Annotated in this window: 17 protein-coding genes, 3 tRNA genes and 1 pseudogene; 10 read left to right on the forward strand and 11 right to left on the reverse strand. The window is 73.3% G+C overall.

Translation table 11 applies throughout. The annotated features are described in order from the left end of the window. Positions 1–21: 21 nt before the first annotated feature. Positions 22–1947, forward strand: coding sequence for a DNA primase (gene dnaG, locus ABD198_RS08715; protein WP_343999137.1), 1926 nt, complete (start codon positions 22–24; stop codon positions 1945–1947). A 27-nt stretch (positions 1948–1974) separates the two neighbouring features. Here the strand turns inward: dnaG and ABD198_RS08720 are convergent, their stop codons facing one another. Continuing rightward, entirely contained in the window at positions 1975–2163 is a 189-nt protein-coding gene (locus ABD198_RS08720; protein ID WP_343999139.1) for a hypothetical protein, read from the reverse strand. Positions 2164–2468: 305 nt separating this feature from the next. Between ABD198_RS08720 and ABD198_RS08725 the strand changes: the two are divergent. Further along, a pseudogene (locus ABD198_RS08725) lies at positions 2469–3765 on the forward strand (RNA polymerase sigma factor). A gap of 174 nt (positions 3766–3939) precedes the next feature. Here the strand turns inward: ABD198_RS08725 and ABD198_RS08730 are convergent. From ABD198_RS08730 to ABD198_RS08745, 4 genes are all read right to left on the reverse strand, one after another. Continuing rightward, positions 3940–5868: an ABC transporter ATP-binding protein gene (locus ABD198_RS08730; protein WP_343999141.1), complete on the reverse strand. Its 1929-nt coding sequence runs from the start codon at positions 5866–5868 to the stop codon at positions 3940–3942. After that, positions 5868–7601, reverse strand: coding sequence for an ABC transporter ATP-binding protein (locus ABD198_RS08735; protein ID WP_343999143.1), 1734 nt, complete (start codon positions 7599–7601; stop codon positions 5868–5870). Before ABD198_RS08735 ends, ABD198_RS08730 begins: the two co-directional genes overlap by 1 nt. Before the next feature lie 150 nt (positions 7602–7751). Continuing rightward, complete coding sequence (locus tag ABD198_RS08740; protein WP_343999145.1) at positions 7752–9203, reverse strand: FGGY family carbohydrate kinase; 1452 nt, start codon at positions 9201–9203, stop codon at positions 7752–7754. An 84-nt stretch (positions 9204–9287) separates the two neighbouring features. After that, on the reverse strand, positions 9288–9593 hold the full coding sequence (locus tag ABD198_RS08745) for a YtxH domain-containing protein (RefSeq protein WP_343999147.1): 306 nt from the start codon (positions 9591–9593) through the stop codon (positions 9288–9290). Positions 9594–9759: 166 nt separating this feature from the next. Between ABD198_RS08745 and ABD198_RS08750 the strand changes: the two genes are divergently transcribed. From ABD198_RS08750 to ABD198_RS08760, 3 genes are all read left to right on the forward strand, one after another. Next, positions 9760–9832, forward strand: a tRNA-Asn gene (locus ABD198_RS08750). A gap of 5 nt (positions 9833–9837) precedes the next feature. Further along, positions 9838–9910, forward strand: a tRNA-Asn gene (locus ABD198_RS08755). A 178-nt stretch (positions 9911–10088) separates the two neighbouring features. Further along, positions 10089–10165 (forward strand) — tRNA-Ile (locus tag ABD198_RS08760). 501 nt (positions 10166–10666) lie between these two features. On the opposite strand, the gene ABD198_RS08765 is transcribed toward ABD198_RS08760, so the two are convergent. Next, the gene (locus tag ABD198_RS08765; RefSeq protein WP_343999149.1) at positions 10667–11080 is read right to left on the reverse strand and encodes a PIN domain nuclease; all 414 of its coding nucleotides are present in this window, start codon (positions 11078–11080) and stop codon (positions 10667–10669) included. Continuing rightward, a complete protein-coding gene (locus tag ABD198_RS08770) occupies positions 11077–11334 on the reverse strand; it encodes a type II toxin-antitoxin system VapB family antitoxin (protein ID WP_343999152.1) in 258 nt (85 codons plus the stop codon). Before ABD198_RS08770 ends, ABD198_RS08765 begins: the two co-directional genes overlap by 4 nt. 558 nt (positions 11335–11892) lie before the next feature. On the opposite strand from ABD198_RS08770, the gene ABD198_RS08775 reads away from it, so the two are divergent. The 4 genes from ABD198_RS08775 to ABD198_RS08790 all read left to right on the forward strand — a co-directional run bounded on the left by ABD198_RS08775 (position 11893) and on the right by ABD198_RS08790 (position 20180). After that, positions 11893–13485, forward strand: coding sequence for a TIGR02677 family protein (locus ABD198_RS08775; RefSeq protein WP_343999154.1), 1593 nt, complete (start codon positions 11893–11895; stop codon positions 13483–13485). Between the two features lie 79 nt (positions 13486–13564). Then, entirely contained in the window at positions 13565–14815 is a 1251-nt protein-coding gene (locus ABD198_RS08780) for a TIGR02678 family protein (RefSeq protein ID WP_343999156.1), read from the forward strand. Then, positions 14812–18909, forward strand: a complete 4098-nt coding sequence (locus tag ABD198_RS08785) for a TIGR02680 family protein (protein WP_343999158.1) — start codon at positions 14812–14814, stop codon at positions 18907–18909. Before ABD198_RS08780 ends, ABD198_RS08785 begins: the two co-directional genes overlap by 4 nt. Continuing rightward, complete coding sequence (locus ABD198_RS08790; protein ID WP_343999160.1) at positions 18906–20180, forward strand: TIGR02679 family protein; 1275 nt, start codon at positions 18906–18908, stop codon at positions 20178–20180. The genes ABD198_RS08785 and ABD198_RS08790 overlap by 4 nt, the downstream gene beginning before the upstream one ends. 143 nt (positions 20181–20323) lie before the next feature. Here the strand turns inward: ABD198_RS08790 and ABD198_RS08795 are convergent, their stop codons facing one another. After that, positions 20324–20920 carry an ANTAR domain-containing protein gene (locus ABD198_RS08795; RefSeq protein WP_343999162.1) on the reverse strand — a complete coding sequence of 199 codons (597 nt, stop codon included), beginning with the start codon at positions 20918–20920 and terminating at the stop codon, positions 20324–20326. 489 nt (positions 20921–21409) lie between these two features. On the opposite strand from ABD198_RS08795, the gene ABD198_RS08800 reads away from it, so the two are divergent. Continuing rightward, complete coding sequence (locus ABD198_RS08800; protein WP_343999164.1) at positions 21410–22372, forward strand: anti-sigma factor RsbA family regulatory protein; 963 nt, start codon at positions 21410–21412, stop codon at positions 22370–22372. Between the two features lie 6 nt (positions 22373–22378). Here the strand turns inward: ABD198_RS08800 and ABD198_RS08805 are convergent, their stop codons facing one another. From ABD198_RS08805 to ABD198_RS08815, 3 genes are all read right to left on the reverse strand, one after another. Beyond that, a complete protein-coding gene (locus ABD198_RS08805) occupies positions 22379–23416 on the reverse strand; it encodes a rod shape-determining protein (RefSeq protein ID WP_343999166.1) in 1038 nt (345 codons plus the stop codon). 170 nt (positions 23417–23586) lie between these two features. Further along, positions 23587–24936 carry a carboxyl transferase domain-containing protein gene (locus ABD198_RS08810; protein ID WP_343999168.1) on the reverse strand — a complete coding sequence of 450 codons (1350 nt, stop codon included), beginning with the start codon at positions 24934–24936 and terminating at the stop codon, positions 23587–23589. After that, complete coding sequence (locus ABD198_RS08815) at positions 24929–26383, reverse strand: acyl-CoA synthetase (protein ID WP_343999169.1); 1455 nt, start codon at positions 26381–26383, stop codon at positions 24929–24931. Before ABD198_RS08815 ends, ABD198_RS08810 begins: the two co-directional genes overlap by 8 nt. Positions 26384–26386: the final 3 nt, after the last annotated feature.

Raw genomic sequence — 26386 nt, forward strand, 5'->3', positions numbered from 1 at the left:
GCGCCCCCGTAGAATTCACGCGTGGCAGGACGGATCAACGACGAGGACGTGAAGGCGGTACGGGACGCGGTCCCGATCGACGCCGTCGTGTCCGAGTACCTCCAGCTGCGCAACGCGGGCGGCGGCAACCTCAAGGGCCTCTGTCCGTTCCACGACGAGAAGTCGCCGTCCTTCCAGGTCAGCCCGAGCAAGGGACTCTTCCACTGCTTCGGCTGCCAGGAGGGCGGCGACACCATCACCTTCGTGATGAAGATCGACCACCTCTCCTTCTCGGAGGCGGTCGAGCGGCTCGCCGCCCAGGCCGGCATCACCCTGCGCTACGAGGAGGGCGGCTACAACCCCGCCCACCAGCGCGGCGAACGCATCCGCCTGGTCGAGGCCCACAAGATCGCCGCGGAGTGGTACGCGGAGCAGCTCGCGACCAGCCCCGAGGCGGAGACCGGCCGCGTCTTCCTGGCCGAGCGCGGCTTCGACCAGGCCGCCGCCGTGCACTTCGGCGTCGGCTACAGCCCCCAGGGCTGGGACCACCTCACCCGCTATCTGCGCGGCAAGGGCTTCAGCGACAAGGAGCTGATCCTCTCCGGCCTCTCCCAGGAGGGCCGCCGCGGCCCCATCGACCGCTTCCGCGGCCGGCTGATGTGGCCCATCCGCGACATCGGCGGCGACGTCGTCGGCTTCGGCGCCCGCAAGCTGTACGAGGCGGACAACGGCCCCAAGTACCTCAACACGCCCGAGACCGCGATCTTCAAGAAGTCCCAGGTGCTGTACGGCATCGACCTGGCGAAGAAGGACATCGCCAAGTCCTCCCGCGCGGTCGTCGTCGAGGGCTACACCGACGTCATGGCCTGCCACCTCGCCGGGGTGACCACCGCCATCGCCACCTGCGGCACCGCCTTCGGCGGCGAGCACATCAAGATCCTGCGCCGCCTGCTGATGGACAACGGCTCCGCCCGCGTCATCTTCACCTTCGACGGCGACGCGGCCGGCCAGAAGGCGGCCCTGCGCGCCTTCGAGGACGACCAGAAGTTCGCCGCCGAGACCTACATCGCCATCGCACCGGACGGCATGGACCCCTGCGAGCTGCGGCTGGCCAAGGGCGACGAGGCGGTCGTCGACCTGGTCGAACCCCGCACCCCGCTGTTCGAGTTCGCGCTGCGCCAGATCGTCTCCCGCTACGACCTCGACACCCCGGCGGGCCGCGCCGCCGCCCTGGACGAGGCGGCGCCCGTGGTCGCCCGGATCAAGAACAGCGGCGCCCAGCACGAGGTCGCCGTGCAGCTCGCGGGCATGCTCGGCATCCTGGACACCCAGTTCGTGGTCCGGCGGGTCGCCCAGCTCGCCCGCTGGTCCCGCGAGCGCGGCGGCAGGGGCCCGGCACCGGACCGGCGGCAGCGCCCCGGCGCCCCCCAGCAGCCCGCGGTGGCGGCCCCGCCCGCCCCGCGCGGCCCCGCCCTCAACCTCCGCAACCCCGTCCACGCCACCGAACGGGAGCTGCTCAAGCTGGCCCTCCAGCGCCCCGAGCTGATCTCTCCGGCCTTCGACGCCTACGGCGTCGACGAGTTCACCGCCCCGCCGTACGCGGCCGTGCGCCAGGCCATCCTGGACGCGGGCGGCGCCGAGTACGGCATGCAGGACCCGCAGGCCTATCTGATCCGGGTCCGCGACGCCGCCCCCGACGACACGGTCCGCGCCATGGTCACCGAGCTGGCCGTGGAGGCGATCATGCTGCACCGGGGCGTCAAGGAGGTCGACGAGACCTACGCCGGCGCCCAGCTGGTCACCGTCCGCCGCCGGGCCGTGGAGCGCCGCATCCGCGACATCACCAGCCGCCTCACCCGCCTCGGCAGCCATGCCGACCCGGCCGAACTGGCCGCGGTGCAGAACGAGTTGTGGGTGCTCCAGCAGTACGACCAGGCGCTGCGCGAGCACGGCGCGGCGGCGCTGTAGGACGGCCGAGGGCTCGCAGGGCCGGGGTCACCGACTCGGGAACACGGGCGTCACCGCCCGCACCAGCCGGTCGGGGAACTCCCGCCCCCGCTCGGCGAGTTGCGGGTACTCGGTGGCGAAGTGCTCCCACTCCACGTACTGGACGGCCTCCACCAGGTCCGCCAGCAGGACCTCCTCGCGGTTCAGCCGGGGCCACTCGCCCGACAGCCGGAACACCTCGTGCAGCAGCGGGTAGGGAAGGGCTGCTCGCGCATCCGGCCCCGGGCCGGCACGATGTGCCTCAGCTTCACCCCGGCCGACTCCGCCCACCGGCGGAGCCGTTCGGCCTCCGCGGGCGCGGTGCAGCGGACGGTCACATGGGTCTCGTAGAGCGGGCCGGGCTGCGGGGAATCGTCGCAGACCCGGACCGTGCCCGGCATCCGGTTTCCGGCGGGGTGTAACCGGGCGGTCACGGACCGGACGCAAAAAGTCATCGCACGCCCCTCGTGATGACGATGTGTCGTACCCCACACTGGGGTGCGGTGCCTGAGTCCTCGGAGCGCGGCCGATCCGTCACCGACGAATCCCAACCCCCCGCGGTTCCGCTCATCGCGTACGGGACGGACAGCGGCGAGGCCGCCGACTCCGCTCCCGAAGTACCGCTGCCGTCCCCCCTGGCAGCGATCATCCTGGAGGTCGCCCCCCGTGCAGACCCAGACCCTCACCCAGACCGACACGACCACCGTCGGCACGCAGTCCGACCGAGACGTCCTCGTGGCGCTGCCGCCGCGCAGCCGGCTGCTGCACCGCCCCGAGGCGGAGCCCGGCCCGGAGTCTCCCGCGGCGGCCGGACCGCCCGCCGATCCCCCGGCCGAGGCCATAGAGGCCGCCGGACCGGTGCCCCCGTCCCTGCGGCCCGAGGCCACCGGCCCCTCCTCGGACCTGTTCCGCCAGTACCTGCGGGAGATCGGCCGCATCCCGCTGCTCACCGCCGCCGAGGAGGTCGAGCTGGCCCGCCGGGTCGAGGCCGGACTGTTCGCCGAGGAGAAGCTGCGGCTCACCCCCGACCTGGACAGCCGGCTCGCCCTCGACCTGGACCGGCTCGTGGTGATGGGCCGGATGGCCAAACGCCGCCTGATCGAGGCCAATCTGCGGCTCGTCGTCTCCGTCGCCAAGCGGTACGTGGGACGCGGGCTGACCATGCTCGACCTGGTCCAGGAGGGCAATCTCGGACTGATCCGTGCGGTGGAGAAGTTCGACTACGCCCGCGGCTACAAGTTCTCCACCTACGCCACCTGGTGGATCCGCCAGGCCATGTCCCGTGCGCTCGCCGACCAGGCCCGCACGATACGCGTCCCGGTGCATGTGGTGGAGCTGATCAACCGGGTGGTCCGCGTCCAGCGCCGCATGCTGCAGGAACGCGGCTACGAACCCACGCCCGAGGAGGTCGCCGCCCATCTGGACCTGCCGCCCGAGCGGGTCTGTGAGGTGCTGCGGCTCGCCCAGGAACCGGTGTCGCTGCACGCACCGGTGGGCGAGGAGGACGACGTGGCCCTCGGCGACCTGATCGAGGACGGCGACGCGACCAGCCCCGTGGAGTCGGCGGCCTTCCTGCTGCTCAGGGAGCACCTGGAGGCGGTGCTGTCCACCCTGGGCGAGCGCGAACGCAAGGTCGTCCAGCTGCGGTACGGGCTGATCGACGGGCGGCCACGGACGCTGGAGGAGATCGGCCGCATCTTCGGCGTGACCAGGGAGCGCATACGGCAGATCGAGTCCAAGACCCTCAACAAGCTCCGCGACCACGCCTTCGCGGACCAGCTGCGGGGCTATCTGGACTGACGCGCCAGGCGGCAGCGGCACCGGTCGGCAGTGGCATCGGCACCCGGCGCCGGCGGGACCGGCACCCGGACGGGACGGACACCGGCCGTGGCGGCGGCCCGGTGGGGGCCGGTGGCGCGGTCTCCCCGCGCCACCGCCCACCCGCACCGGGCCCGCGACCCGGCCCGCGCCGGCTCAGTCGACCTCGGCCACCGCGGAGGCGAACTGCGCCTGATACAGCCGGGCATAGGCGCCGTCCGCGGCCAGCAGCTCCTCGTGCGAGCCCTGCTCCACGATCGAGCCGTTCTCCATCACCAGGATCGTGTCCGCGTCCCGGATGGTGGAGAGCCGGTGCGCGATCACGAACGAGGTCCGCCCGTGCGCGAGCTTCGCCATCGCCTTCTGGATCAGCACCTCGGTCCTGGTGTCCACCGAGCTGGTCGCCTCGTCCAGCACCAGGATCACCGGGTCGGACAGGAACGCCCGCGCGATGGTGATGAGCTGCTTCTCACCCGCGCTGACCCCGCTGCCCTCGTCGTCGATCACCGTGTCGTAGCCGTCCGGCAGCGTCCGGATGAACCGGTCCGCGTGCGCGGCCCGCGCCGCCTCCTCGATCTCGGCGCGGGTGACCTCGCGGGCGGCGCCGTAGGCGATGTTCTCCGCGATGGTGCCGCCGAACAGCCAGGTGTCCTGCAGCACCATGCCGATCCCGGACCGCAGTTCGTCCCGGGACATCCGCGCGATGTCCACCCCGTCCAGGGTGATCCGCCCGCCGGACACCTCGTAGAACCGCATCAGCAGATTGACCAGCGTCGTCTTGCCGGCGCCGGTCGGGCCGACGATCGCCACCGTGTGCCCGGGCTCCACCGTCAGCGACAGATCCTCGATCAGCGGCTTCTCGGGGTCGTACCGGAACGACACATGCTCCAGCGCGACCCGCCCGCGCACCTTTTCCGGCCGGACGGCCGGCACCGGGTCCGCCTCCTGCTCCTCCGCGTCCAGCAGCTCGAAGATCCGCTCCGCCGAGGCGACCCCGGACTGCACCAGGTTCGCCATCGAGGCGACCTGCGTCAGCGGCATGGAGAACTGCCGGGAGTACTGGATGAACGCCTGCACATCACCGATGGACAGCGAACCGGAGGCGACCCGCAGACCGCCGACGACCGCCACCAGCACATAGTTGATGTTCGACACGAAGAACATCAGCGGCTGCATGATGCCGCTGTTGAACTGCGCCCGGAACCCGGCCTCGTACAGCGCCTCGTTCTCCTCGGCGAACCGCTTCGCCGACTCCTCCTGACGCCCGAACACCTTCACCAGAGCGTGCCCGGTGTACATCTCCTCGACGTGCGCGTTCAGCCTGCCGGTCGTGCGCCACTGCTGCACGAAGTGCGGCTGCGACCGCTTGCCGACCCGCGTGGCGACCACGAACGACAGCGGCACCGTCACCAGCGCCACCAGCGCCAGGATCCAGGAGACGTAGAACATCATCGCCAGCACGCCGATGATGGTCAGCAGCGAGTTGATCAGCTGGCCCATCGACTGCTGCAGCGTCTGCCCGATGTTGTCGATGTCGTTGGTGGCCCGGCTCAGCACCTCGCCCCGCTGGCGCTTGTCGAAGTACGACAGCGGCAGCCGCGCCAGCTTGGTCTGCACGTCCTCGCGCATCCGGTACATGGTGCGGTTCACCGCCCGGTTGACCAGCCGCGTCGCCACCGCCATCAGCAGACCGGCGCCGGCGAACACGGCGAGCGCCAGCAGCAGGACGTTGCCCACGGCGGTGAAGTCGATGCCCTGGCCCGGAGTGAAGTCGGCGCCCTGCAGCATGTCGGCGACATCGCCGTCGCCGCGCTCCCGCATCGAGTCGAGCACCTGCTCCTTGCTCGCGCCCTCCGGCATCTCGCGGCCGACGATGCCCGCGAAGACCAGGTCGGTCGCCCGGCCGAGGATCTTCGGGCCGACCACACTGAGCCCGACGCTCACCACCACGCAGGCCAACAGCCCGTACAGCGTGGCGCGTTCGGGCCGGAAGCGGCCGATCAGCCGCTTGGTCGAGCCCTTGAAGTCCATCGTCCGCTGGTCGGGGCCGCCGCCGGCCATCATCCGCCCCATCGGCCCGGCCATCAGGCAGCCTCCGCTTCCGTCAGCTGGGAGAGCACGATCTCCCGGTAGGTCTCGTTGTCCGCCATCAGCTCGTGATGCCGTCCGGTGCCGACGACCCGGCCCTCGTCCAGCACCACGATCCGGTCCGCGTCCCGGATGGTCGCCACCCGCTGGGCCACGATCACCACGGTCGCCTCGGCCGTCTCCCGGGCGAGCGCCTCCCGCAGCGCGGCGTCGGTGGCGTAGTCGAGCGCGGAGAAGGAGTCGTCGAAGAGGTAGATCTCCGGGCGCTGCACCAGCGTGCGGGCGATCGCCAGGCGCTGGCGCTGACCGCCGGAGACGTTCGTCCCGCCCTGCGCGATCGGCGCGTCAAGACCGCCCTCCAGCCGCTCCACGAAGCCCCTGGCCTGCGCCACCTCCAGCGCGTGCCACAGCTCCTCGTCGCTGGCGTCAGGATTGCCGTACCGCAGGTTCGTCGCCACGGTGCCCGCGAACAGATACGGCTTCTGCGGCACCAGACCCACCGTGCGGGCCAGCAGCCTGGGATCGAGGTCCCGCACCGGCACGCCGTCGACCAGCACCTCGCCGTCGGTGGCGTCGAACAGCCGGGGGATCAGCCCCAGCAGCGTCGACTTCCCGCTGCCGGTCGAGCCGATGACGGCGGTCACCTCACCGGGCCGCGCCACCAGGTCGACCGCCTTCAGCACCGGCTCCTCGGCACCCGGATAGCGGAAGCCGGCGCCCCGCAGCTCCAGATGCCCGTGCTGGCGCAGCTCAGTGACCGGCGCGGACGGCGGGACGACGCTGGAGGAGGTGTCCAGCACCTCGTGGAGGCGCTCGGCGCACACCTCGGCGCGCGGCACCATCATGAACATGAAGGTGGCCATCATCACGGACATGACGATCTGCATCAGATAGGCGAGGAACGCGGTCAGATCGCCGATCTGCATGCCGCCGCTGTCGATGCGGTGGGCGCCGAACCACACCACCGCGATGGACGACAGGTTCACCACCGTCATGACCACCGGGAACATCAGCGCCAGCAGATTGCCGGTGCGCAGCGCCACATCGGTCAGCTCCGCGTTGGCCTTCCGGAAGCGCCGCTCCTCGTAGTCGTCCCGGACGAACGCCCGGATCACCCGGATGCCGGTGATCTGCTCCCGCAGCACCCGGTTCACCGTGTCCAGCCGCTCCTGGATCCGGCGGAACAGCGGACGCAGCCGCCGCACGATCAGCGTCACACAGATGCCCAGCACCGGCACCACCGCGACCAGCACCCCGGACAGCGGGACGTCCAGGCCGAGCGCCATCACGATGCCGCCGACGCACATGATCGGCGCCGACACCATCAGGGTGAACGACATCAGCACCAGCATCTGCACCTGCTGGACGTCGTTGGTGGTGCGGGTGATCAGCGAGGGCGCACCGAAGTGACCGACCTCACGCGCGGAGAAGGACTGCACCCGGTCGAACACCGCGGCCCGCACGTCCCGGCCGAGCGCGGCGGCGGTGCGGGCGCCGTAGTAGACGGCACCGATGTTGCACACCACCTGCGCCAGCGAGATGCCGATCATCAGGGCGCCGTAGGTCAGGATGTAACCCGTGTCACCCCGCACGACACCGTTGTCGATGATGTCCGCGTTGAGGGTGGGCAGATAGAGCGTGGCGCAGGTCTGCAGGAACTGCAGCAGCACCAATAGGGCGATGGGTCTGGAGTACGGACGGAGGTATGTCCGAAGGAGTCGTATGAGCACGCTGTTTCTCTCGGAAGGGTCGACGCGGGGCCGTTTGGTTGCCCGTGGCCCCTATCGTCGGACACTCCAGTGGCGTTACCTCAACCCATTTACCCGATTCATGTGTTCCGGGTCACACACATGCCCCGGCCCTCACGGCTCTCCAGGTCCCTACGGCCGGAACGCCCCCGGATGCGTCTGCTCCCGCACCGCCACGTACTGCTGGCGCACCGCCTGGCCCACCGCCAGCTCCTCGCCCGGCTCCAGCACCTGCGCCGCCGCGCCCTGCCACACCGGCGGGGTGCGCGGATCGAGGGTGCCCTGGGAGACGCCGAGCGCCCAGGCCGCCTGACGGGCGGCGCCGATCGCGGCGTAGTCGGCCGGCTGCGGCACCATCACCTGCGCCCCGAACAGCGAGGGCGCCGCCGCCTGCACGGCGGGCAGCTCCGCGGCCGGGCCCAGCAGGAACACCCGCCGCACCTCCACGCCCCGGCCGCGCAGTACGTCGAGCGCGTCGGCGAGCCCGCACAGCATCCCCTCGAACGCGGCCCGCGCGAGGTGCTCCGGCTTCATCGACTCGCGTCTCAGCCCGGCCAGGGTCCCGGCGGTGTGCGGGAGATTCGGTGTGCGCTCGCCCTCCAGATAGGGGAGCAGCACCAGCCCGTGCGCGCCCGGGGTCGACTTCATCGCCAGTTCCGACAGCGACTCCAGGTCGGGCAGCTGCAGCAGCTCCGCCGTTCCGCGCAGCGCGCGCACCGCGTTGAGGGTGGTGACGACGGGCAGGTGCATCCCGGTCGCGTCGGCGAGCGCGGTGATCGTCCCGGTCGGGTCGTAGAGCGCCTCGGGGTGCACGGCCATCACCGAGCCGGAAGCGCCGAGGGACACCACCGCGTCTCCGAGTCCGATGCCTAGCCCGAAGGCCGCCGCCTGTGTCTCACTGGTCCCGGCGGAGATCAGCAGCCCCTCCGGTGTGGTGCCCGCCGCCTCCGCCGGGCCGATGACCTCGGGCAGCATCGCCTGGTGCCCGAGCGCCAGCTCCACCAGGTCGGGCCGGTAGCCGCCGGTGGCCGCCGCCCAGTAGCCGGTGTGCGAGGCGTCGCCCCGGTCGGTGGTGCGCCGCACCGGCCGGCCGAGCAGCTGCCACACCAGCCAGTCGTGCGCCTGGAGGAGGACGGCGGTGCGGGCGGCGTTCTCCGGTTCGGTGCGGGCCAGCCAGCGCAGCTTGGTCACCGAGTGCGCGGCCTGCGGCACGGCGCCCACGGCCTGCGCCCACGCCTCGCGCCCGCCGAGCGCGTCGATCAGATCCGCGGCGGCGACCTGCGCCCGCTTGTCCCCGCCGACCAGGGCCGGGCGGACGGTGTTGCCCTGCGCGTCCAGCGGCACCAGCGCGTTCGCCTGCGCGGAGACGCCGATGGCCTGCACGCCCTCCAGCAGGCCGCCGCCGGCCGCCTCGCCCAGCGACAGCAGCCAGGCCTGCGGATCCACGTCGGAGGGGCGGGTGCCGTCGGGGCCCTGAACCGGATGCTGGGCATAACCCTGCCTGAGCACGGCCCCGGTGTCCGTGTCACACACGACGATGCGAGTGAAATCGGGCGCACTGTCCAGCCCGGCGACTATCCCCATGTCGAAAATTCTGCCGTACCGCTCCGCCGGGGTCGGGCCACGGGCGCCGGGTGCCCGGCGCTGCCCGGCACTCGGCAGGTGCGGTCAGGTGTTGCTGGTGCCCCAGTCGTCCTCGCCGGAGCCGTGGGCGGTGCGCTCGCGGAGGGTGCGGACCCGCTGGGCGACCGAGTCGGGCATGCGGTCGCCGACCTTGTCGCTGACCGCGTGGTAGGCCTTGCCGGCGAATTCCCGGCCCTGGTGGGCGGCGGTCTCCGCGGTGTTGCGGACCGCGGGATTCTGCGCGAACTGCATGGCGGACTTCTTCAGCTGCTCGTAGCGCTCGCGTCCGGCGCGCGTGCCGAGCACGTACCCCAGGACGAGTCCGGCGGCGAACGTGAGCCGGTATCGCATGGTGGCCACCCTTCCCTTGCAGATCTGCGTAGGTCTCCGGTGCGGCAACGGCGCCGGGGAGTACCGGTTGGCGGAGCACCCCCCTGCTTGCGCTAATGTATGTGTCGCAGCGAGCGCGCGCCCCCTGGCGGATACCCAGGTAGGTACGTTCGATGCAACGAGGCATTCCTCCGTAGCTCAATTGGCAGAGCAGCCGGCTGTTAACCGGCAGGTTACTGGTTCGAGTCCAGTCGGGGGAGCTCGGTCCTCCGTAGCTCAATTGGCAGAGCAGCCGGCTGTTAACCGGCAGGTTACTGGTTCGAGTCCAGTCGGGGGAGCATGCTGAACGAGGGCCCCTCTGGGGTCCTTTTTCATGTCCCGCCGGAACCGCACGGGGCTCACAGCAGTCTCCATGGTCACGAGCACCGGGCATGGCCGACCAGCCGAGGCAGGAGATCGTATGAGCGGCTATGCTGCGGCAGACGGCGCGCACACATGTACGCGACACGCCGCTATGGGGCGGTAGCTCAGCCGGTTAGAGCAGCGGACTCATAATCCGTCGGCCGTGGGTTCGAGTCCCACCCGCCCCACCAAGCGCAGGTCAGAGAAACGTTCTGACCTGCGGGAAACATCTCTTCGGGTGTCCGGATTCGGTACTCGGGGGCAACGGATGTCACTCCGTTTGCCATTACTTCGGTCAACACGTGAGTCCAGGGTTGCCTGTGGGCTGTGACCTGCGGTGGTGCAGTGACTGGAGAGGCGTCGGATTGGCGTGGAACCGTGGAGCCGCGACAGCGTGAACGCCCGCCCGCCGTCGTGCAGATGACACCGCGCAAGGGGTGCGGCGGGTCGAGTTCCAGGGCGCTGACGGTACGGATCGTTCGGTTGCCCGTGATCGGCGACGTGCTCGGTGGTGACCGTGCGGCTGTTGTCGGCGGCGGGGCGGTCTGGTGTATGTCGGTGTGGGAGAGGGTTCGGGCGTAGCCGGCGGCGCTCTGTCGGGTCGGTGTCCAACGGGACGCCGTTGTACGGATTGAGGGCGGGGGCGCCCGCTCACTGCGTGCTGGACGGCGTCTTACTGCCCTTGAGGCGGATCAGTCCTTGAGGTCGATCATTCGTACCGGCTGTCCGGTCGTCCGGGCGATCGTTTCGAAGTCGCGGTCGTGGTGAAGCAGGGTCAGCCCGGACTCTTCCGCGGTAGCGGCGACGAGCAGGTCGACGGGGCCCGCGCTGCGGTGCTCGCCCTTGGCGGTGAGCAGTTCCTGGACGACGCGTGCGCGTCGGTAGATGCCGTCGGGCATGGGGCACCAGGTGTAGTGCGCGTTCAGCGTGCGCTGCACGCGTTCCCGGTCTACCGCCGAGCGTGCGGAATAGAGGACTTCCAGTTCGGTGAGGTCGCAGAGGGCGACGAGCCCTGCGCCTATCCTGTCGTCCCACTCAGCCGTGGTCCGGCCGAGGAGGACGCGAGCGAGGGCGGAGGTATCGATCAGGTAGTCGGCGATCGTCACTCATCCGCTCCTGCGTCGCGGACGCCGTCCGGCTCGCCGGCGGACCGGTACCTGTTCTTGTCGAGGAGGATGTCCATGTCGAGTGCGCCTCCGGCGATCAGCTCGCGAGCTTCTCCGAGAGCCCGCAGCCGCCGGTAGCGGGCGGTGACCTCCCGCAGGGCGGTGTTGATGGTGTCGCGCTTGGTCGTGGTGCCGAGCTCCTTGGCGGCGGCCTCCAGCGCCTCGTCGTCGAGGTCGATCACGGTGCGGCTCATGACGCCCCCCTTGTATATGCGGCGTTGTATATCAATATACACGATCCGGTATGCCTGGCGGTGGGTGTTGCTTGTTCCGGGATGTCTGCGCGTGGCGAGCCGGCGGAACGACGTGGCCAGGATTGCCGCTGCAGAGGCCTCATCGGGAACATGCCGGCTGCGAAGCTGTGGGCCGTCGTGCGGGCGGCACCTTGCCCGGCTCGGGCGGCCCAGGACCGCTGAGCTGCCGACCTCAGGTGCGTGAGGAGGAGGTCGCGCGCCGTCAACCTCCTTGTCTGCGCGACGGCGGTCCGTCACGGCCACACCCTGCTCCACGTGGAGAGCGACTTCGCCACCGTGTCGGCAGTCTTCAAGGAATCGAGCAACGAGACATGCGTGTGTGAGGAAACCCGGGGTCCGGCGCCCTTCCGGCCGTCCTCCCGGGGATGCGGCGGCAGCCGCCCATCCATGGTCAAACCGGGCTGGGTCATCCCGGGGCATACGGCGTGCAATCACCCAGTGTGAAGGTTTGGCCATGGTTGCCGTGAGGGGGTATGCGTCTGGGAGAATGCCGGGACGATGACGTCGCAGCCTGCCGAACCCGACCCCGTCGAGTCCACCGAGCCCGCCTCCTACGCTCCTTTCGCTCACCTCACGGTGCCCAACACGGCCCTCTACCGTCAGGTGATGGGGGTCTTCATGGCGGCCAAGGAGCGGTTCGCGGTGCATCTGCGGCCCGAGGAGGTGCACGCGGCGCTGGCCCCGGAGCACCGGCCCGCCGACCTGGACACCGTGGCCAAGGCGCTGGACAGCCTTGTGGAGTGGGGCAATCTGCGGGCGGACCCGGACACCTCCCGGGTCACCGCGGTCGAGGACTTCTACCGCAAACGCTTCATCTACCAGCTCACCCGGGCCGGCGAAGCCGTCGAGCAGGCGCTGTCCGCGTACGACGAGGCGCTGGGGCGGCGCGGCGCGCTGCAGGCGGTGGCGCTGCACGACATCGTCACGCAGCTGCGGGCTCTGCTGGTGCTCGCCGCCGAGCAGGAGGAAGGCGAGCCGGACGCGGCCAAGGCGCATCTGGCACTGTCGGCGCTGACCAGCCGGTTCGAGGCACTTGCCGAGAACGCGCGGGCGTTCATGGGGTCGCTGCAGCGCACCATCGACCTGCACGGGGTCGAGGTGGAGGTGTTCCTCGCCTACAAGGACCGGCTGATCCAGTACCTGGAGCGGTTCATCCAGGACCTGATCACCCTCGGCGGGCGGATCGCACGGCTCATCGGGGAGTTGGAGGAGCAGGGCCGGGTCGGCACGCTGCTGCGGCTGGCGGCGGCCCGGGAGGCGGGGGACGCCGCCCCGGACGAGGCGGAGACCGCCGAGGCGCAGGCGTACGCACGGTGGGTGGGGAAGTGGGAGGGGCTGTCGGCATGGTTCGTGTCGGCGGACGGCCGCGAGTCGCAGGCCCGGCTGCTGCGCGGACGCGCTCTGGGGGCGATCCCCCAGCTCCTCGCTGTCGTACGGCAGGTGAACGAGCGGCGGGCCGGGCGCTCGGACCGGTCGGCGGACTTCCGCACCCTGGCCCGCTGGTTCGCCGAGGCCCCCGACGACGAGGCGCGGCACCGGCTGTGGCGCGCGGCCTTCGGCCTCTACCCCGCCCGCCATCTCACCGTCGACGCCGACACCCTCGCCGAGCGCGCCGCCCGCCCGGTGGCCGCCTCCACCCCCTGGGCCGGGGCCGAGCCGCTGCGGATCAGCCCGCAGCTGCGCCGCACCGGAAGCTACGAGCGCCGCGGCAAGCCGCGCCGGGTGCAGGACCGGTCCGACCAGCGGCGGCAGCTGGCCGAGATCGCCGCCAAGCAGGCCGGGGAGATCGCGGCTGCCCGCGCGCGGCTGGCGACCGACGGCACCACCCGGCTGTCGGCGCTCCGGGAACTCGACCCGGTGGCCTTCGGCCTGTTCCTGGGGCTGCTCGGCGACGCCCTCGCCACCTGGCGGCCCGGCGTCACGACGACCCAGGCGACCAGCAACGACGGCACGATGGAGATCCGGCTCACCGCCCTGAACGACGGCACGACCGCGGAGATCCGCACGCCGGGCGGGGTGTTCCGGGGCCCCGACCACATGGTCGAAATCACCGACCTCACCAGGAGCAACGCAGTGCGGGAGGCACGATGACCATCCCGAGCCGTCAACCTGCCTCTCACCGGCATCCCGCCCCGGGCCTCGCAGGGGCCGCCGAACGGAGAGTCCACCAGTGACCACGCCCCTGGGGGAGGTGCTGGACGGCCGGCGTACCGCCGAGTTCCACAAGGCCGCCCGCGCCCTGCTGAAGGAGCCGCTGCTGCTCGCCCGCGGCCCGTACGCCGACGCCCACCGCCTGGTGCGGCAGCACGCCGCCGAACTGCGCGACTGGTTCGACCGCAACACCGGCTGGTCGCTGCGGGTGGACGCCGAGGCCGCCCGGCTGCGCCGGACGCCCGGCACCCTGGCCGACCCGACCCACCCGGCACGCGAGGCATCCCGCGCCGGCGCGCCGTTCAGCCGCCGCCGCTATGTCCTGCTGTGCCTGGCGCTGGCCGCGCTGGAACGCGGCGAGGCGCAGGTCGCGCTCGGCCGCCTCGCCGAACAGGTCGTGCTGGACGCCGCCGATCCCCGGCTCGCCGCCGCGGGCGTGGAGTTCACGCTGGAGCGGCGCGACGAACGCCTCGACCTCGCCGCCGTCGTACGGCTGCTGCTGCGGTACGGGGTGCTGCGGCGGGTCGCCGGGGACGAGGACGCCTACGTCAGCGGGGCGGGGGACGTACTGTACGACGTGGAGCGCCGGGTGCTCGCCGGGCTGCTCGCCGCCCGCCACGGCCCGTCGATGATCACCGCCGACGGCTTCGAGGAGCGGCTGGCCGCACTCACCGCGGAGAGCGCCCTGGACAGCGACGAGCTGCGGTTCCGCGCCATCCGCCAGACGCTGACCCGCCGCCTCCTCGACGACCCGGTGCTCTACTACGCCGACCTGACCGACGAGGAGTTGGCCTACCTGACCCGCCAGCGTGCCTTCCTCACCGCGCGGATCACCGAACTGACCGGCCTGGTCGCCGAGGTACGGGCCGAGGGCATCGCCATGGTCGACCCCCTGGACGACCTCACCGACGTACGCATGCCGGAACAGGGCACCCACGGACACGTCACCCTGCTGCTCGCCGAGCACCTCGCCCGCATGGGCGGCGAGGTGAGCCGGGGCGAACTGGAGCGCCGGGTAAGGGAACTGGCCGCCGAGCACGGCGGGTACTGGTCCAAGAGCGCCAAGCAGCCCGGCGCGGAAGGAGAGCTGGTGGAGCAGGCGCTGGCCAAGCTGACCGCGCTCGGCCTGGCGACCCGCACTCCCGCAGGTGTGGCCCCGCTGCCCGCGCTCGCGCGGTACGCGGTCGGAGAGACCGTCGTCGTGGAACCGGGAGACCGCATGCCTCGTCAGACCCCCCGCACCGCTCAGCGAAAGGCCCCCCGGACGTGACCGCCCTTCCCCAGCCCGCACCCGGCCGGTGGCGGCCGCTGCGCATCGGCCTGGTCGACCTCTTCTACTACGACACCGAGGAGTTCTGGTTCCGCGACGGCCGCCTGCTGCTGCGCGGCAACAACGGCACCGGCAAGTCCAAGGTGCTCGCCCTCACCCTCCCGTTCCTCCTGGACGGTGATCTGTCCCCCCGCCGTGTGGAGCCCGACGCCGATCCGGCCAAGCGCATGGAGTGGAACCTGCTGCTCGGCGGGGAGCACCCGCACCCCGAACGGCTCGGCTACACCTGGATCGAGTTCGGCCGCGTCGACGAGGACACCGGGCAGGCCCTTTTCCGCACGCTCGCCTGCGGACTGAAGGCGGTGGCGGGCCGCGGTATCGCCCGCCACTGGTACGCGGTCACCGACCAGCGCGTCGGCCAGGACCTCAGCCTGCTCGACGCGACCGGCACCGCGCTGTCCCGGGACCGGCTCGCCGAGGCGATCGCCGGGCACGGCATGGTGTACGGCACGGCCGCGGCGTACCGCAGGGCGGTGGACGAGGCACTGTTCGGGCTCGGCGAGCGACGCTACACCGCCCTCGTCGACCTGCTCGTCCAACTGCGCCAGCCGCAGCTGTCCAAACGGCCCAACGAGGCCGCGCTGTCCCGCGCGCTGACCGAGGCGCTGCCGCCGGTGGACCAGGCGCTGATCGCGGACGTGGCCGAGGCGTTCCGCTCCCTGGACGAGGAGAAGGAGGAGCTGCGGGCGGCCGCCGAGGCGGAGCGGGCGGCCTCCGCGTTCCTCGACCATTACCGGCGCTACGCCCGCGTCGCCACCCGCCGCCGGGCCCGGCTCCCCCGCAGCGAGCACGCCCGCTACGAGCAGTTGCACCGCGACCTGGCCCAGGCCCGCGCCGAGCGGGAGGAGGCCGAGCGGGACCGGGCGGCCGCGGCCGAGCGGATCGCCGAGCTCGAGGAGAGGGCCACCCGGCTGAAGGCGCAGGACGCGGCGCTGCGCGAGGGCCCCGAGATGCGCAGCGCCCGCGAACTGGAGCAGGCCGCGGCAGACGCCCGCCGCACCGCGGGGGAGCTGGCCCGCACCGAGGCGGACCGGCAGCAGGCGGCCGAGGCGCACACCCGCGCGCTGGGCCGCCTGCAGACGGCCGAGCGGCGGCTCACGAGGGCCCAGGAGCAGGTCGCGGACACGCTGGCACGCGTGCGGGTCGCCGCCGCGGCGGCCCGCGTCGACGGCGAACCACACACCGAGGGCGTGCCGGAGGCAGAACTGCGGCGCGCGGCCGAGGAGTCGGTGGCCCGCAGACGGCGCACCATCGAGCATGTGGAGGAACTGGCGGCCCGAGCCGAGCGGGCCGCCGCCGAACGGCGCGCCGCCGCCCGCCGCCTGGACGAGGCCGAAACCGAGGCCGGGCACACCGCACGGCGGCAGGCCGAGGCGAAGGACGCCGCCGCCGAGGCGGGCCGGGACCTCGTCGCCCGCGTCCGCGAACACTTCGGCGTCTGCGAGGAGCTTGCCGTCGCCGATCCCGCCGGGCTGCTGGACGGCCTGCAGGACTGGGTGACGCACCTTCAGGGACCTTGTCCGGCACGGGAGGCGGCCGGCGCGGCGCACCGCGCGCGGGCGGCGCACCTGGCCGACCGGGCTGCCGCCCTGGGGCAGGAGCTGGCCGGCCTCGAGACCCGGCGCGCCGAGGCCGAGCGGGAGCTCGCCGGCCTGGAGGCGGGCGGTCAGCGGGGGCCTACGGCGCCTCACACCCGTACGCCCGGAGTCCGCGACCAGGTCCCGGGTGCGCCCCTGTGGCGGCTGGTCGACTTCCGCGACCAGGTCACCGCCGCGGAACGCGCGGGCCTGGAGGCGGCGCTGGAGGCCTCCGGGCTGCTGGACGCCTGGGTACGCCCGGACGGCACCGCCGTGCACGCGGACGGACACGACACTCTGCTCGCGCCGGGTGCTCCCCTGAGCGGGCCGACGCTCGCCGACGTGCTGCGCCCCGCCGTGGACCACGGCGACCCCCACGCGTCGGCGGTGGACGAGCAGACGGTGGCCCGCCTCCTCGCCTGTGTGGGCCTCGGCTCCGGCGGGGACACCTGGGTGGCGGCGGACGGCCGCTTCCGCGTCGGCGCGCTGACCGGCAGCTGGTCGAAACCGGCCGCCACCTACGTCGGCGAGGGCGCCCGCGAGGAGGCGCGCCGTGCCCGGATCGCCGCTCTGCGCGACGAACTCGCGGCCCTGGCGGACGAGGTGTCCCGCCTCGAAGCCGAGTGCGCCACGGTCGCCCGGCGCCGGAGCACCCTGGACGCCGAACTGGCCGGTGTCCCCGACGACGACGCGCTGCGCCACGCGCACGCCCTCGCCGCCGCGGCCACGGACGCCGCCCACCGCGCACGGGCCCGCCACGACGAGTGCGCCGCCGACCTCGCCGAGGCGACCCGGCAGGAGGCGGAGGCCGCCACCGAACTGGGCGACACGGCCGCCGCGGTGAACCTGCCCGCCGACCGGGCCGGCCTGACCGCCGTCCGCCAGGCGCTGGCCGACTACACCGCCGTCCTCGCCGCCCTGGTGCTCGCGCTGCGCGAGCGCGCCGACGCGGCACGGGCCGTCGCCGACGAACGCGCCGAGGCCGAGCGGGCCGGCGGCAGAGCAGCCGAACTGGCCGAGCGCGCACAGGAGTCGGCTCGCCTCGCGGCGGCCGCCGACGAGCGCCACGCCACCCCGCGCTCCACCGTCGGCACCGCCGTCGCGGAGCTGGAGCGGCGCCTCGCCGAGACCGCCCAGGCACTGGCGGCGTGCGAGCGCGGGCAGCGCCGGGCACGCGAGGACCACACGGCCGCCGACCGGCGCGCCCACCTGGCACTCGGGCACATAGAGCGCCTCGACGTGGACGTCCGCGAGGCGACCGAGGCCCGCGCCGAGGCCGTCGCCGCGCTCCAGCGGTTCGCGAGCACCGGGCTGCTGGCCGTAGCCCTGCCCGAGGCGGCCGTACCGCCCCTGGACGCCGGACCGTGGGCCGCCACCCCGGCCATCGCGCTCGCCCGCGCGATCGAGAGCGACCTGTCCGACACCGATGACTCCGACGGCGCCTGGGAGCGTGTGCAGAAGCGGCTCAGCGAGGAGTACAAGAAACTCCAGGACGCCCTGTCCCGCGGCGGCCACTCCGCCTCCGCCCGGATGGTCGAGGACGGCATGGTCGTCGAGATCGTCTACCAGGGCCGTGAGCGGGCCGTCCCCGAGCTCGCCGAAGCCCTCGCCGCGGAAGTGGCCGAGCTGACCCGCATCCTGTCCGCGCACGAACGGGAGATCCTCGAAACGCACCTGATCACCGAGGTCGCCGGCACCCTGCAGGAACTCATCGGCGCCGCCGAGCGCCAGGTGCGGGCCATGAACGCCGAGCTCCAGGAGCGGCCCACCTCCACCGGCATGAGACTGCGGCTGACGTGGCGCCCGTCGCGCAAGGCGCCGGCGGGGCTCACCCAGGCCCGTGAGCGGCTGCGCCAGTCCGCCGACGCCTGGACACCCGAGGACCGGTCGGCGGTCGGCGAGTTCCTGCAGGCCGAGATCGCCCGCCGGCAGTCCGAGGACACCGCGGGCAGCTGGCTGGAGGTGCTCACCGCGGCCCTCGACTACCGGGCCTGGCACGAGTTCGGCATCGAACGCCACCAGCACGGCAAGTGGGTCCCGGCCACCGGGCCCGCCTCCGGCGGCGAGCGCGTCCTCGCGGTGTCGGTACCGCTGTTCGCCGCGGCCTCCTCGCACTACGCCACCGCCGCGCCGCACGCCCCGCGCCTGGTCACCCTGGACGAGGCCTTCGCCGGCGTCGACGACGACTCCCGCGCCAAGTGCCTGGGGCTGCTGCACGCCTTCGACCTGGACGTGGTGATGACCTCCGAACGCGAATGGGCCTGCTATCCGCAGGTCCCGGGCATCGCCATCGCCCAGCTGTCCCGCGTCGACGAGATCCCGGCGGTCCTGGTGACCCGATGGGAGTGGGACGGCACGCAGCGACTGCGGGGCAGCGAACCCGGCCATGGGCTGGTGGCCCTCCCCGCGCAGACCGCCGCATCCGCTCCGGAGAGCCAGGACAGCCTGTGGGCGTGAGCGAGGACAGCAACGAGAACACGAGCACGCCGCCGGGCGGAGCCACGCCGCCCGGCGACCGCGACCGCCTGGCCCGCCTCCTCGGCGGCCCCGAACTCGCCTGGCTCGTCGACCGGGTACGCCGCCGTATGGCACGGGACGAGCCCCTCACCGGACCCGTCACCCTGTCCGACCCCACTCCCGCGCAACGCGAGGCAGCCGAACGCCTGCTGGGCCGCGCCCCCGGCGCCGGTCGCTCGTTGCGCATACGCCTCGACGCGGTGGACGCCGTCCTGCGCCGCTCCGGCGCCGGCCCCGACGGCCTCGCCGCCGCCGTCACCGCCCTCACCGGCCCCGTCACCCGCCTCGCCGAGGTACGCGAGCAGGAGGAAAACGCCTGGCGGGAGGCCTACGCCCCGCTGGACACGCTGGTCCGTACGGCCAGGCCCGAACTGGCCGCATGGGCCGACCGGTTGCGTCGCGACGGGCTCGTACGCAGGCTCGCCCGTCCGCAGGCGGCGACGAAACTGCTGGGCGACACGGCCGAGGCCCTGCGCCGTCTGCCCGCCGACCCGGCCGTGTCCATGCCCGCCTTCGCCGCCGACGCGTTCGGCGACGCGCACGCCCTCGACGACGGCACCCCGCTCGCCACCCTCGTCCTGTCCGGCGTCCGTGCCCTGACCGGCTTCCCGGACGGCAGCGGAGCCGAGTGGCGCCGCGAGGCCTGGGCGTCGGCCGGCCTGCTCAAGGACGCCCTGTCCTGCACCGTCCTCACCCTGGGTCTGCGGGGCACGCCGGCCCTCGACTGGGCGGCCGACGCGGGGGAGCCGGCCGTCCTGACACTGCGCCAGCTCACCCACCTCCCCCCGCGTACGGCTCCCACAGCGGTCCATGTGTGCGAGAACCCGGCCGTGCTGGCCACCGTGGCCGACACCCTGGGTCCCGCATGCCCGCCGCTGGTCTGCCTCCAGGGCCAGCCCTCGGCCGCCGCCCTCACCCTGCTGCGCCACCTGCACACCCACGGGGCCACGCTGCTCTACCACGGCGACTTCGACTGGGGAGGCCTGCGCATCGCCACCACCCTGCTGCACCGCGTCCCCTGGCGCCCCTGGCGCTACACGGCCGCCGACTACCGCGCCGCCGCCACCGCCACCCCGCTGGCCCCGCCCCTGACCGGCACACCCGCCACCGCCCCATGGGACCACGAACTGTGCCCGGCTCTCACCGAACTCGGCGTGCGCATCGAGGAGGAGACGGTGCTCGACGACCTGCTGGCCGACCTCGCGTCCTGACCGGGCGCTGGGACAGGGATTTTCTGGAGCACTTCCACCGTGCCGGAGTGGCCGACCTGGAGGATGACGGAACCGTCCGGGTGCGCTCGCTGGGCGAGGCCCGGTTCCGCCTCACGGTGCACTGAAGCTAACGGGGGACGAAGCTAACGGGGACGGCCGGCCAGCGCTCTGACCAGGGCTTCCCGGATGTCGTCCGGTGGGCCGGGGTCGTCGGTGCCCCCGTCCGGGGTGACCGCTGCCGCGATCTCGCGGAGGCTGCTGCCGGCGAGGCGGGCGGCCTCGCGCAGGACGTCCCACGCCTCGTCAGAAGTGCAGCCGTAGCGGGCCATCAGGATGCCGCGGGCCCGGTCGACGAGGGGGCGGGCGGCGACGGCGTCGCGGAACTGCTCGATCTCCGACTCCAGGGAGCGGGCCTGTTCCGCCTCCGGGGCGGGGCGTGAAGGCACCGCGCGGGCCGGGTGGTTGAGCGGGTCCGCGGGGTCCAGGCCGGCCGACTCCAGCAGCCGCCGGGGCTGGCCGTTCCAGCGGGTGGCCGTCACCGGCAGGGAGCGGCGCCGGCCGAAGTCCCGCAGGACGTCCAGGAAGCGCAGCCCGGCCGTGTCCATGAAGTGCACGCCGCTCATGTCGGCGTCCACCCGGGCCGTGCCGGCGGGCAGCCGGGCCAGCTTCCCGGCCAGGGCCCGCACGCACCCCTGGCGCAGCATGCCGCAGGGGGTGAGCAGGGCCCGGTCTCCGTCCATGCGGGCGCCGATGACCAAGGTGTTGAGCCTTCCCGGGAGTGGGGGTGGTGCCGAGGAGGTCATGTCACCGCCTGGTCGCTGTGAGAGGTCGCTCCGAGGGGAGGGGCCGTGCGCGCGCATCGCCCCCTGTGTCCCTGTCCCTGACGTGCTGAGGTGCGCCTGCCCCCTTCTGCGCGGACTACACGTACGGGTGGGAATGAGCACGGCCCGACGGGGTACACGCGCGAGCGTTCCCGACGTGAGGAGACGCCATGGGTACCGACGGCACGGGCGGGGCGCCGCCGTGCGCGGCCGGGGCGCCCGCGCGTCTCCCGGCATGTCCGCCGGAGCGGGCGGCGGACGGCCGCCGATGCGTGGTGCAGCGGCCGCCACCCGCACGGTCACGGGGCTTCGACCGACGTCCGGGGCGGTCCGCCGGCGCTCGCCTCGACGAAGTCCGTGGCCGGTGTGCCGGCGATCCAGGCGCCAGGCCATGAGTGCGGCGATGCCATGAGTGCGAAGACGGAACACCCCGAGGCCGGGCGGGACCCCTCGGATCCCTTCGTCCACCTCGCGTTCTTCTACCGGGACGAGCGGCAGTACACCGACGGCACCGTCTCCTTCGTGCGCGAGGGGCTCGCCGCCGGTGACCCGGTGGCGGTGGCCGTGCCCGGGGACCGGCTGCGGCTGGTCCGGGACGCCCTCGGCGACGACGCCGGGCTGGTGCATCTGCTGGACATGCGGGAGGCCGGACGCAACCCCGGCCGGATCATCCCCGGAGTGCTGCACAGGTTCGCCGACGCCCCGCCGGAGGGGCGGCGGGTGCGGATCGTGGGCGAGCCGGTCTGGCCCGGGCGCTCCCCGCAGGAGTACCCCGCCTGTGTGCAGCACGAGGCGCTCATCAACGCGGCCTTCCGGGGCCGTACGGTCACGATCCTGTGCCCCTACGACGAGCGGGGGCTGCACGAGCGCGCGCTGGCCGACGCTCGTGCCACTCATCCGGCCGTGATTCCCGCCGGCTCGCGGGTGCGGTGGCCGAGTGAGGCGTACGCGCCTCAGGAGGCCGTCGCCCGGTACAACGAGCCGTTGCCGCTGGTCACGGGGGCGCTGACGCTGCCGTTCGAGGCCGGGACGCTCACCCGGGTGCGGCACGCCGCCGCGGACGAGGGGCGGCGGCTCGGGCTCACCGGCGTCCGGCTGGAGGATCTGGAGCTGGCCACGGCCGAGCTGACCACCAACAGCGTGGTGCACGGCGGCGGCACGGGAGTGCTGCGCGTATGGGCGGACGGCGGGGACGTGCTGTGCGAGGTGCGTGACCGGGGGCGGCTCACCGATCAGCTCGCCGGACGCCGGCCACCGGTCCGCGGGCGGGGCGGCGGGCGCGGGCTGCTGCTGGTCCATCTGATCGCCGACCTGGTGCGCGTGCACACCGGAGAGGACGGCACGACGATCCGCTGCTGGTTCGCGCGCTGAACGAGGTCAGGTCGCCAGGGGTGCCAGCTCCAGCGGGGTGATCTTGCCCTCGAGCATGGCGCCCAGGCCCTGCACGGCACACACGTCGGGGCGGTCGGCGATGTGCACCGGCATGCCGGTCGCCTCCCGCAGCATCTGGTCCAGGCCCGGCAGCAGGGCGCTGCCGCCGACCATCATGATCCCCCGGTCGGCGAGGTCGGCGACGAGATCCGGCGGGCAGTTGCGCAGCACCTTGCCGATGCCGTCCAGGACGGCGGTGAGCGGGGTCTGGATGGCCTGCCGCACCGCGGCCGTGTCCACCTTGACCGAGCGGGCGAGGCCGGTGGCGACGTCCCTGCCGTGGATCTCCGCGGACTCGGGGCCCTGCGGGGTGAGGCCGTTGCCGGACAGGGCGAGCTGCAGGGGCCGTACCGACTGGCTGGGCAGCAACAGCTCGTGCTGGTGACGCAGGTGCTGCACGATGGCGTTGTCCACCGCGTCACCGCCGACCGGGATCCGCTCGGCGGTCACGATCGAGCCGAGCGACAGCACCGCCACCTGGGTGGCCGCCGCCCCGCACACCATGATCATGGTCGCCTCGGGGCGCTCCACGGGCAGACCGCAGCCGACGGCGGCGGTGATCAGCGTGTCCACCAGCTCCACGCGGCGGGCGCCGAGGCCCACCAGGGTCTCGATCGCGGCGCGCCGGGCGAGCGGGTCGGCGTCGTGCGGGGTGCAGGCGGCGGCGCGCAGCCTGGGCTTGCGCCGCAGGTTGCGGCGGATCCGGTCGCCGAGCAGATGCCGCAGCATGCGCTGCGCCATCTCGATGTCGACGACCGTGCCGCCGGAGACGGGCCGGACCACCCGGATGTAGTCCGGGGTCCGCCCGGTCATCTTCTCCGCGAACTCGCCCACCGCGATCAGTGCGCCGGTGCGGGTGTTGACGGCGGCGGCGGAGGGCTGGTCGACGACGAGCCCGGCGCCCTTGACGTACACCCGGGTGCGGGCCGCGCCCAGGTCGACTGCGAAGTGGCAGCGGCGCAACTGCTCCAGACTGGCGGTCACGGCAGAACCTCCCGAGTGCACGGACCGGCGGCCCGCCGGATGGCGAACCTCACCGTCATCGTGCGCGGCGGCCGGAGCGGGCGCCCTTCGTGGGGGGCCGGGCGGGGGGCCGCTGAATGGCGGTCACCTTTTCCGGGGAACTCCGGGGAACCCGGTGACCCCCTCTCCGGTCAGGAGGTCCCGTCGCGGATCCCGCGCACCACCCCGAGCGCCGTCAGATCCTGGGGACGCAGGCGGAGTCGACCGGCCGTCGACTCGATCTCGCCGGGCGGGCGCTTGAGGATCGCGGCCGCGAGCTCCGGGGCGATCACTGAGAAGTAACTGTCGGGTGTGGCCCAGGTGTTGCCGGGCGCGGCCAGCGCCAGCGCACCGCCGGAGCCGCCCTCGCCGATGACCAGGGTGGTGACGGGTGTGCGGGCGGCGGCCACCGCACCGAACAGCTCGGCGATCGCCGGGCCCGCGCCCTGCCGTTCCGCCTCGGCGTCATTGGCCGCGCCCGGCGTGTCCACCAGCGTCAGCACCGGGATGCCCAGCCGGTCCGCGAGCCGGATCAGCCGCGCGGCCGTCCGGTACCCGGCGGGCCGGGTCGCCGCCCCGGTCTGCGCGGCGTAGGCGACGGTACGGCCCCGGTGCTCGCCGAAGCCGCACAGCATCCCGTCGGGGTCGGTGCCGCCGCAGCGGTCGCCGCTGATCGCCAGCCGGCGGGTGAAGTAGGCGTCCAGATAGGCGTGCGCGCGGGGACGCCGCGGGGAGCGCGCCCGGCGCACCGCGTCCCAGCCGGTGGCCGGCAGGGTGGTGCCGCCGAGGGCGGCCGGGACGGGGGCGGGCTCGACGGGCTGACCGGCCCGTCCCCCGGACAGCAGGCGCAGCCAGGCCGCCAGGATGTCCCGCAGCTCCTCCGGGCGCACCACGGCGTCCGCCGAGCCCGCCGCCACCTGCGCCTCGGCCGTGTACGCCGCCGGGTCGGCGTCCGGGGGACGCACCCGCGAGCCGGCGAATCCGACCTGGGCGCCGGGCAGGGCCAGCACGATGTCGGCGCCCGCGCCGAGGGTGGCCCAGCCGCCGCCGGTCGTGGGGTCGCGCAGCACCGCGATCTGGGCCAGGCCCGCCTCACGGGTGAGCGCCGACTCGCGGGCCACGCGCTGAAGCTGCGTCAGGGCGAGCATGCCCTCCTGCATCCGGCTGCCGCCGGTGGCGATCAGCGGCACCACCGGCAGCCGCTGCTCGCGGGCGTGGGTGTACGCCGCGACCAGCCGGTCGCCGGTGCGCTCGCCGAGGGAGCCGCCCAGATAGCCGAACTCGAACGCGATCAGCACGGCACGGGTGCCGCCGATGCGGGCGGTGCCGCAGATCACCGACTCCTGCTCGCCGGTGCGCTCGGCGGCGCGGGCGCGGGCGGCGTCGTAGCCCGGCCAGCCGAGCGGGCCGTCGGGCGGGGACTGCCGTGCGGGGGCGGGCAGTTCGGTGAAGTCGTCGGTGACCAGGGCGAGGGTCTCGCGGGCGGAGAGACCGTCAGCCATGGCTCAGCGCCCGCTTCATGATCTTGCCCATGTCGTTGCGGGGAAGCGCCTGCAGGTGGTGCACCACGCGCGGGCGCTTGTGCGGGGCGAGACGGCGGGCCACGTGCTCGGCCAGCTCCTCCAGGCCGGGCGGGGACTGCGGGTCGGCCGGCACCACCCAGGCCACGATCCGCTCTCCGAGGTCGCTGTCGGGCTCACCGGTCACCGCGGCCTCCCGCACGCCCGGATGCTCCAGCAGCGCGTTCTCGATCTCCCCGGCGCCGATCTTGTAGCCGCCGCTCTTGATCAGGTCGGTGGCCTTGCGGCCGACGATCCGCACATAGCCGTCCGGCTCGCGCACCGCCATGTCGCCGGTGCGGAACCAGCCGTCGGCGGTGAAGGCGGCCGCCGTGGCGTCGGGCCGGTTGAGGTACTCGGTGAACAGGTTCGGCCCGCGCACCTGGATCTCGCCGACGGTCTCCCCGTCGTACGCCGTCACCGGCGTGCCGTCCTCCTCCACCAGCCGCAGCTCCACGCCCGGCAGCGGCACGCCCACCGTGCCGGGGCGGGCCTCGCCGTCCGCGCGGACGCTGGTGTTCATCAGCGTCTCCGTCATGCCGTACCGCTCGATCACCCGGCGGCCGGTGGCCGCGGCGATCCGCTCGTGGTCGTGCACGGGCAGCGCGGCCGAGCCGGACACCAGCAGCCGCGCACCGGACAGCGCCTTGACCAGCTCCGGCTCCCCGGGCAGCGCCTCCGCGATCCGGTGGTACATCGTCGGCACACCGAACAGCATGGTCGCGCCCGAGTTCAGCTCCCGCGCCACGCCCTGGGTGGTGAAACGGCCGAGGTGACGCAGCGAGCCGCCGCGCCGGAGCGGCCCGAGAACGCCCAGCACCAGCCCGTGCACATGGAACAGCGGCAGCCCGTGCACCAGCACGTCCTCACCGGTCCACTGCCACGCGTCGGCGAGCGCGTCCAGCGTGGCGGCGATCGCCCGCCGCGGGATGACGGCACCCTTGGGCGGCCCGGTGGTGCCGGAGGTGTAGACGATCAGCGCGGGATCCTCGCCTCCGGCGCGCTCCTCGAACGGCCCGGGCGCGGTGCCGGTCACGTCGGCATCGACGTCGAGGCGCGTCAAGTCCCGCACCGCAAACGGTAGTTCGGCGCCCGGTGCGGCGAGCACGAGCTCGGGCGCACTGTCGGCCAGGATGTGCCCGAGCTCCTTCTCACCCGACTTGGGATTCAGCGGCACGACCGCCACGCCGGCGAGCAGTCCGGCCGTGACCGCGACCGCGGTCTCCAGCTCCGGTGTCGCCCACACGGCGACCCGGCGGGCGTCCCGCAGGCGGCCGGCCACGGCGACGGCCGCCGCGCCGAGCTGCCCGTAGGTCAGCGCACGGTCCCCGAAGCGCAGGGCGGGCCGGTCGGCCGGGCCGTCGGTGAGGGCCGGGAAGAGAGAGGACACGGG

The sequence above is a fragment of the Streptomyces thermocarboxydovorans genome (assembly GCF_039524635.1).
Classification (GTDB): domain Bacteria; phylum Actinomycetota; class Actinomycetes; order Streptomycetales; family Streptomycetaceae; genus Streptomyces; species Streptomyces thermocarboxydovorans.

Coding starts and splice junctions, on each gene's coding strand:
- ABD198_RS08775 (WP_343999154.1), top strand. CDS start 11,893: ATGACGTCGCAGCCTGCCGAACCCGACCCCGTCGAGTCCACCGAGCCC.
- ABD198_RS08810 (WP_343999168.1), bottom strand. CDS start 24,936: ATGGCTGACGGTCTCTCCGCCCGCGAGACCCTCGCCCTGGTCACCGAC.
- ABD198_RS08745 (WP_343999147.1), bottom strand. CDS start 9,593: ATGCGATACCGGCTCACGTTCGCCGCCGGACTCGTCCTGGGGTACGTG.
- ABD198_RS08800 (WP_343999164.1), top strand. CDS start 21,410: ATGAGTGCGAAGACGGAACACCCCGAGGCCGGGCGGGACCCCTCGGAT.
- ABD198_RS08740 (WP_343999145.1), bottom strand. CDS start 9,203: ATGGGGATAGTCGCCGGGCTGGACAGTGCGCCCGATTTCACTCGCATC.
- ABD198_RS08770 (WP_343999152.1), bottom strand. CDS start 11,334: ATGAGCCGCACCGTGATCGACCTCGACGACGAGGCGCTGGAGGCCGCC.
- ABD198_RS08795 (WP_343999162.1), bottom strand. CDS start 20,920: ATGGACGGAGACCGGGCCCTGCTCACCCCCTGCGGCATGCTGCGCCAG.
- ABD198_RS08730 (WP_343999141.1), bottom strand. CDS start 5,868: ATGGCCGGGCCGATGGGGCGGATGATGGCCGGCGGCGGCCCCGACCAG.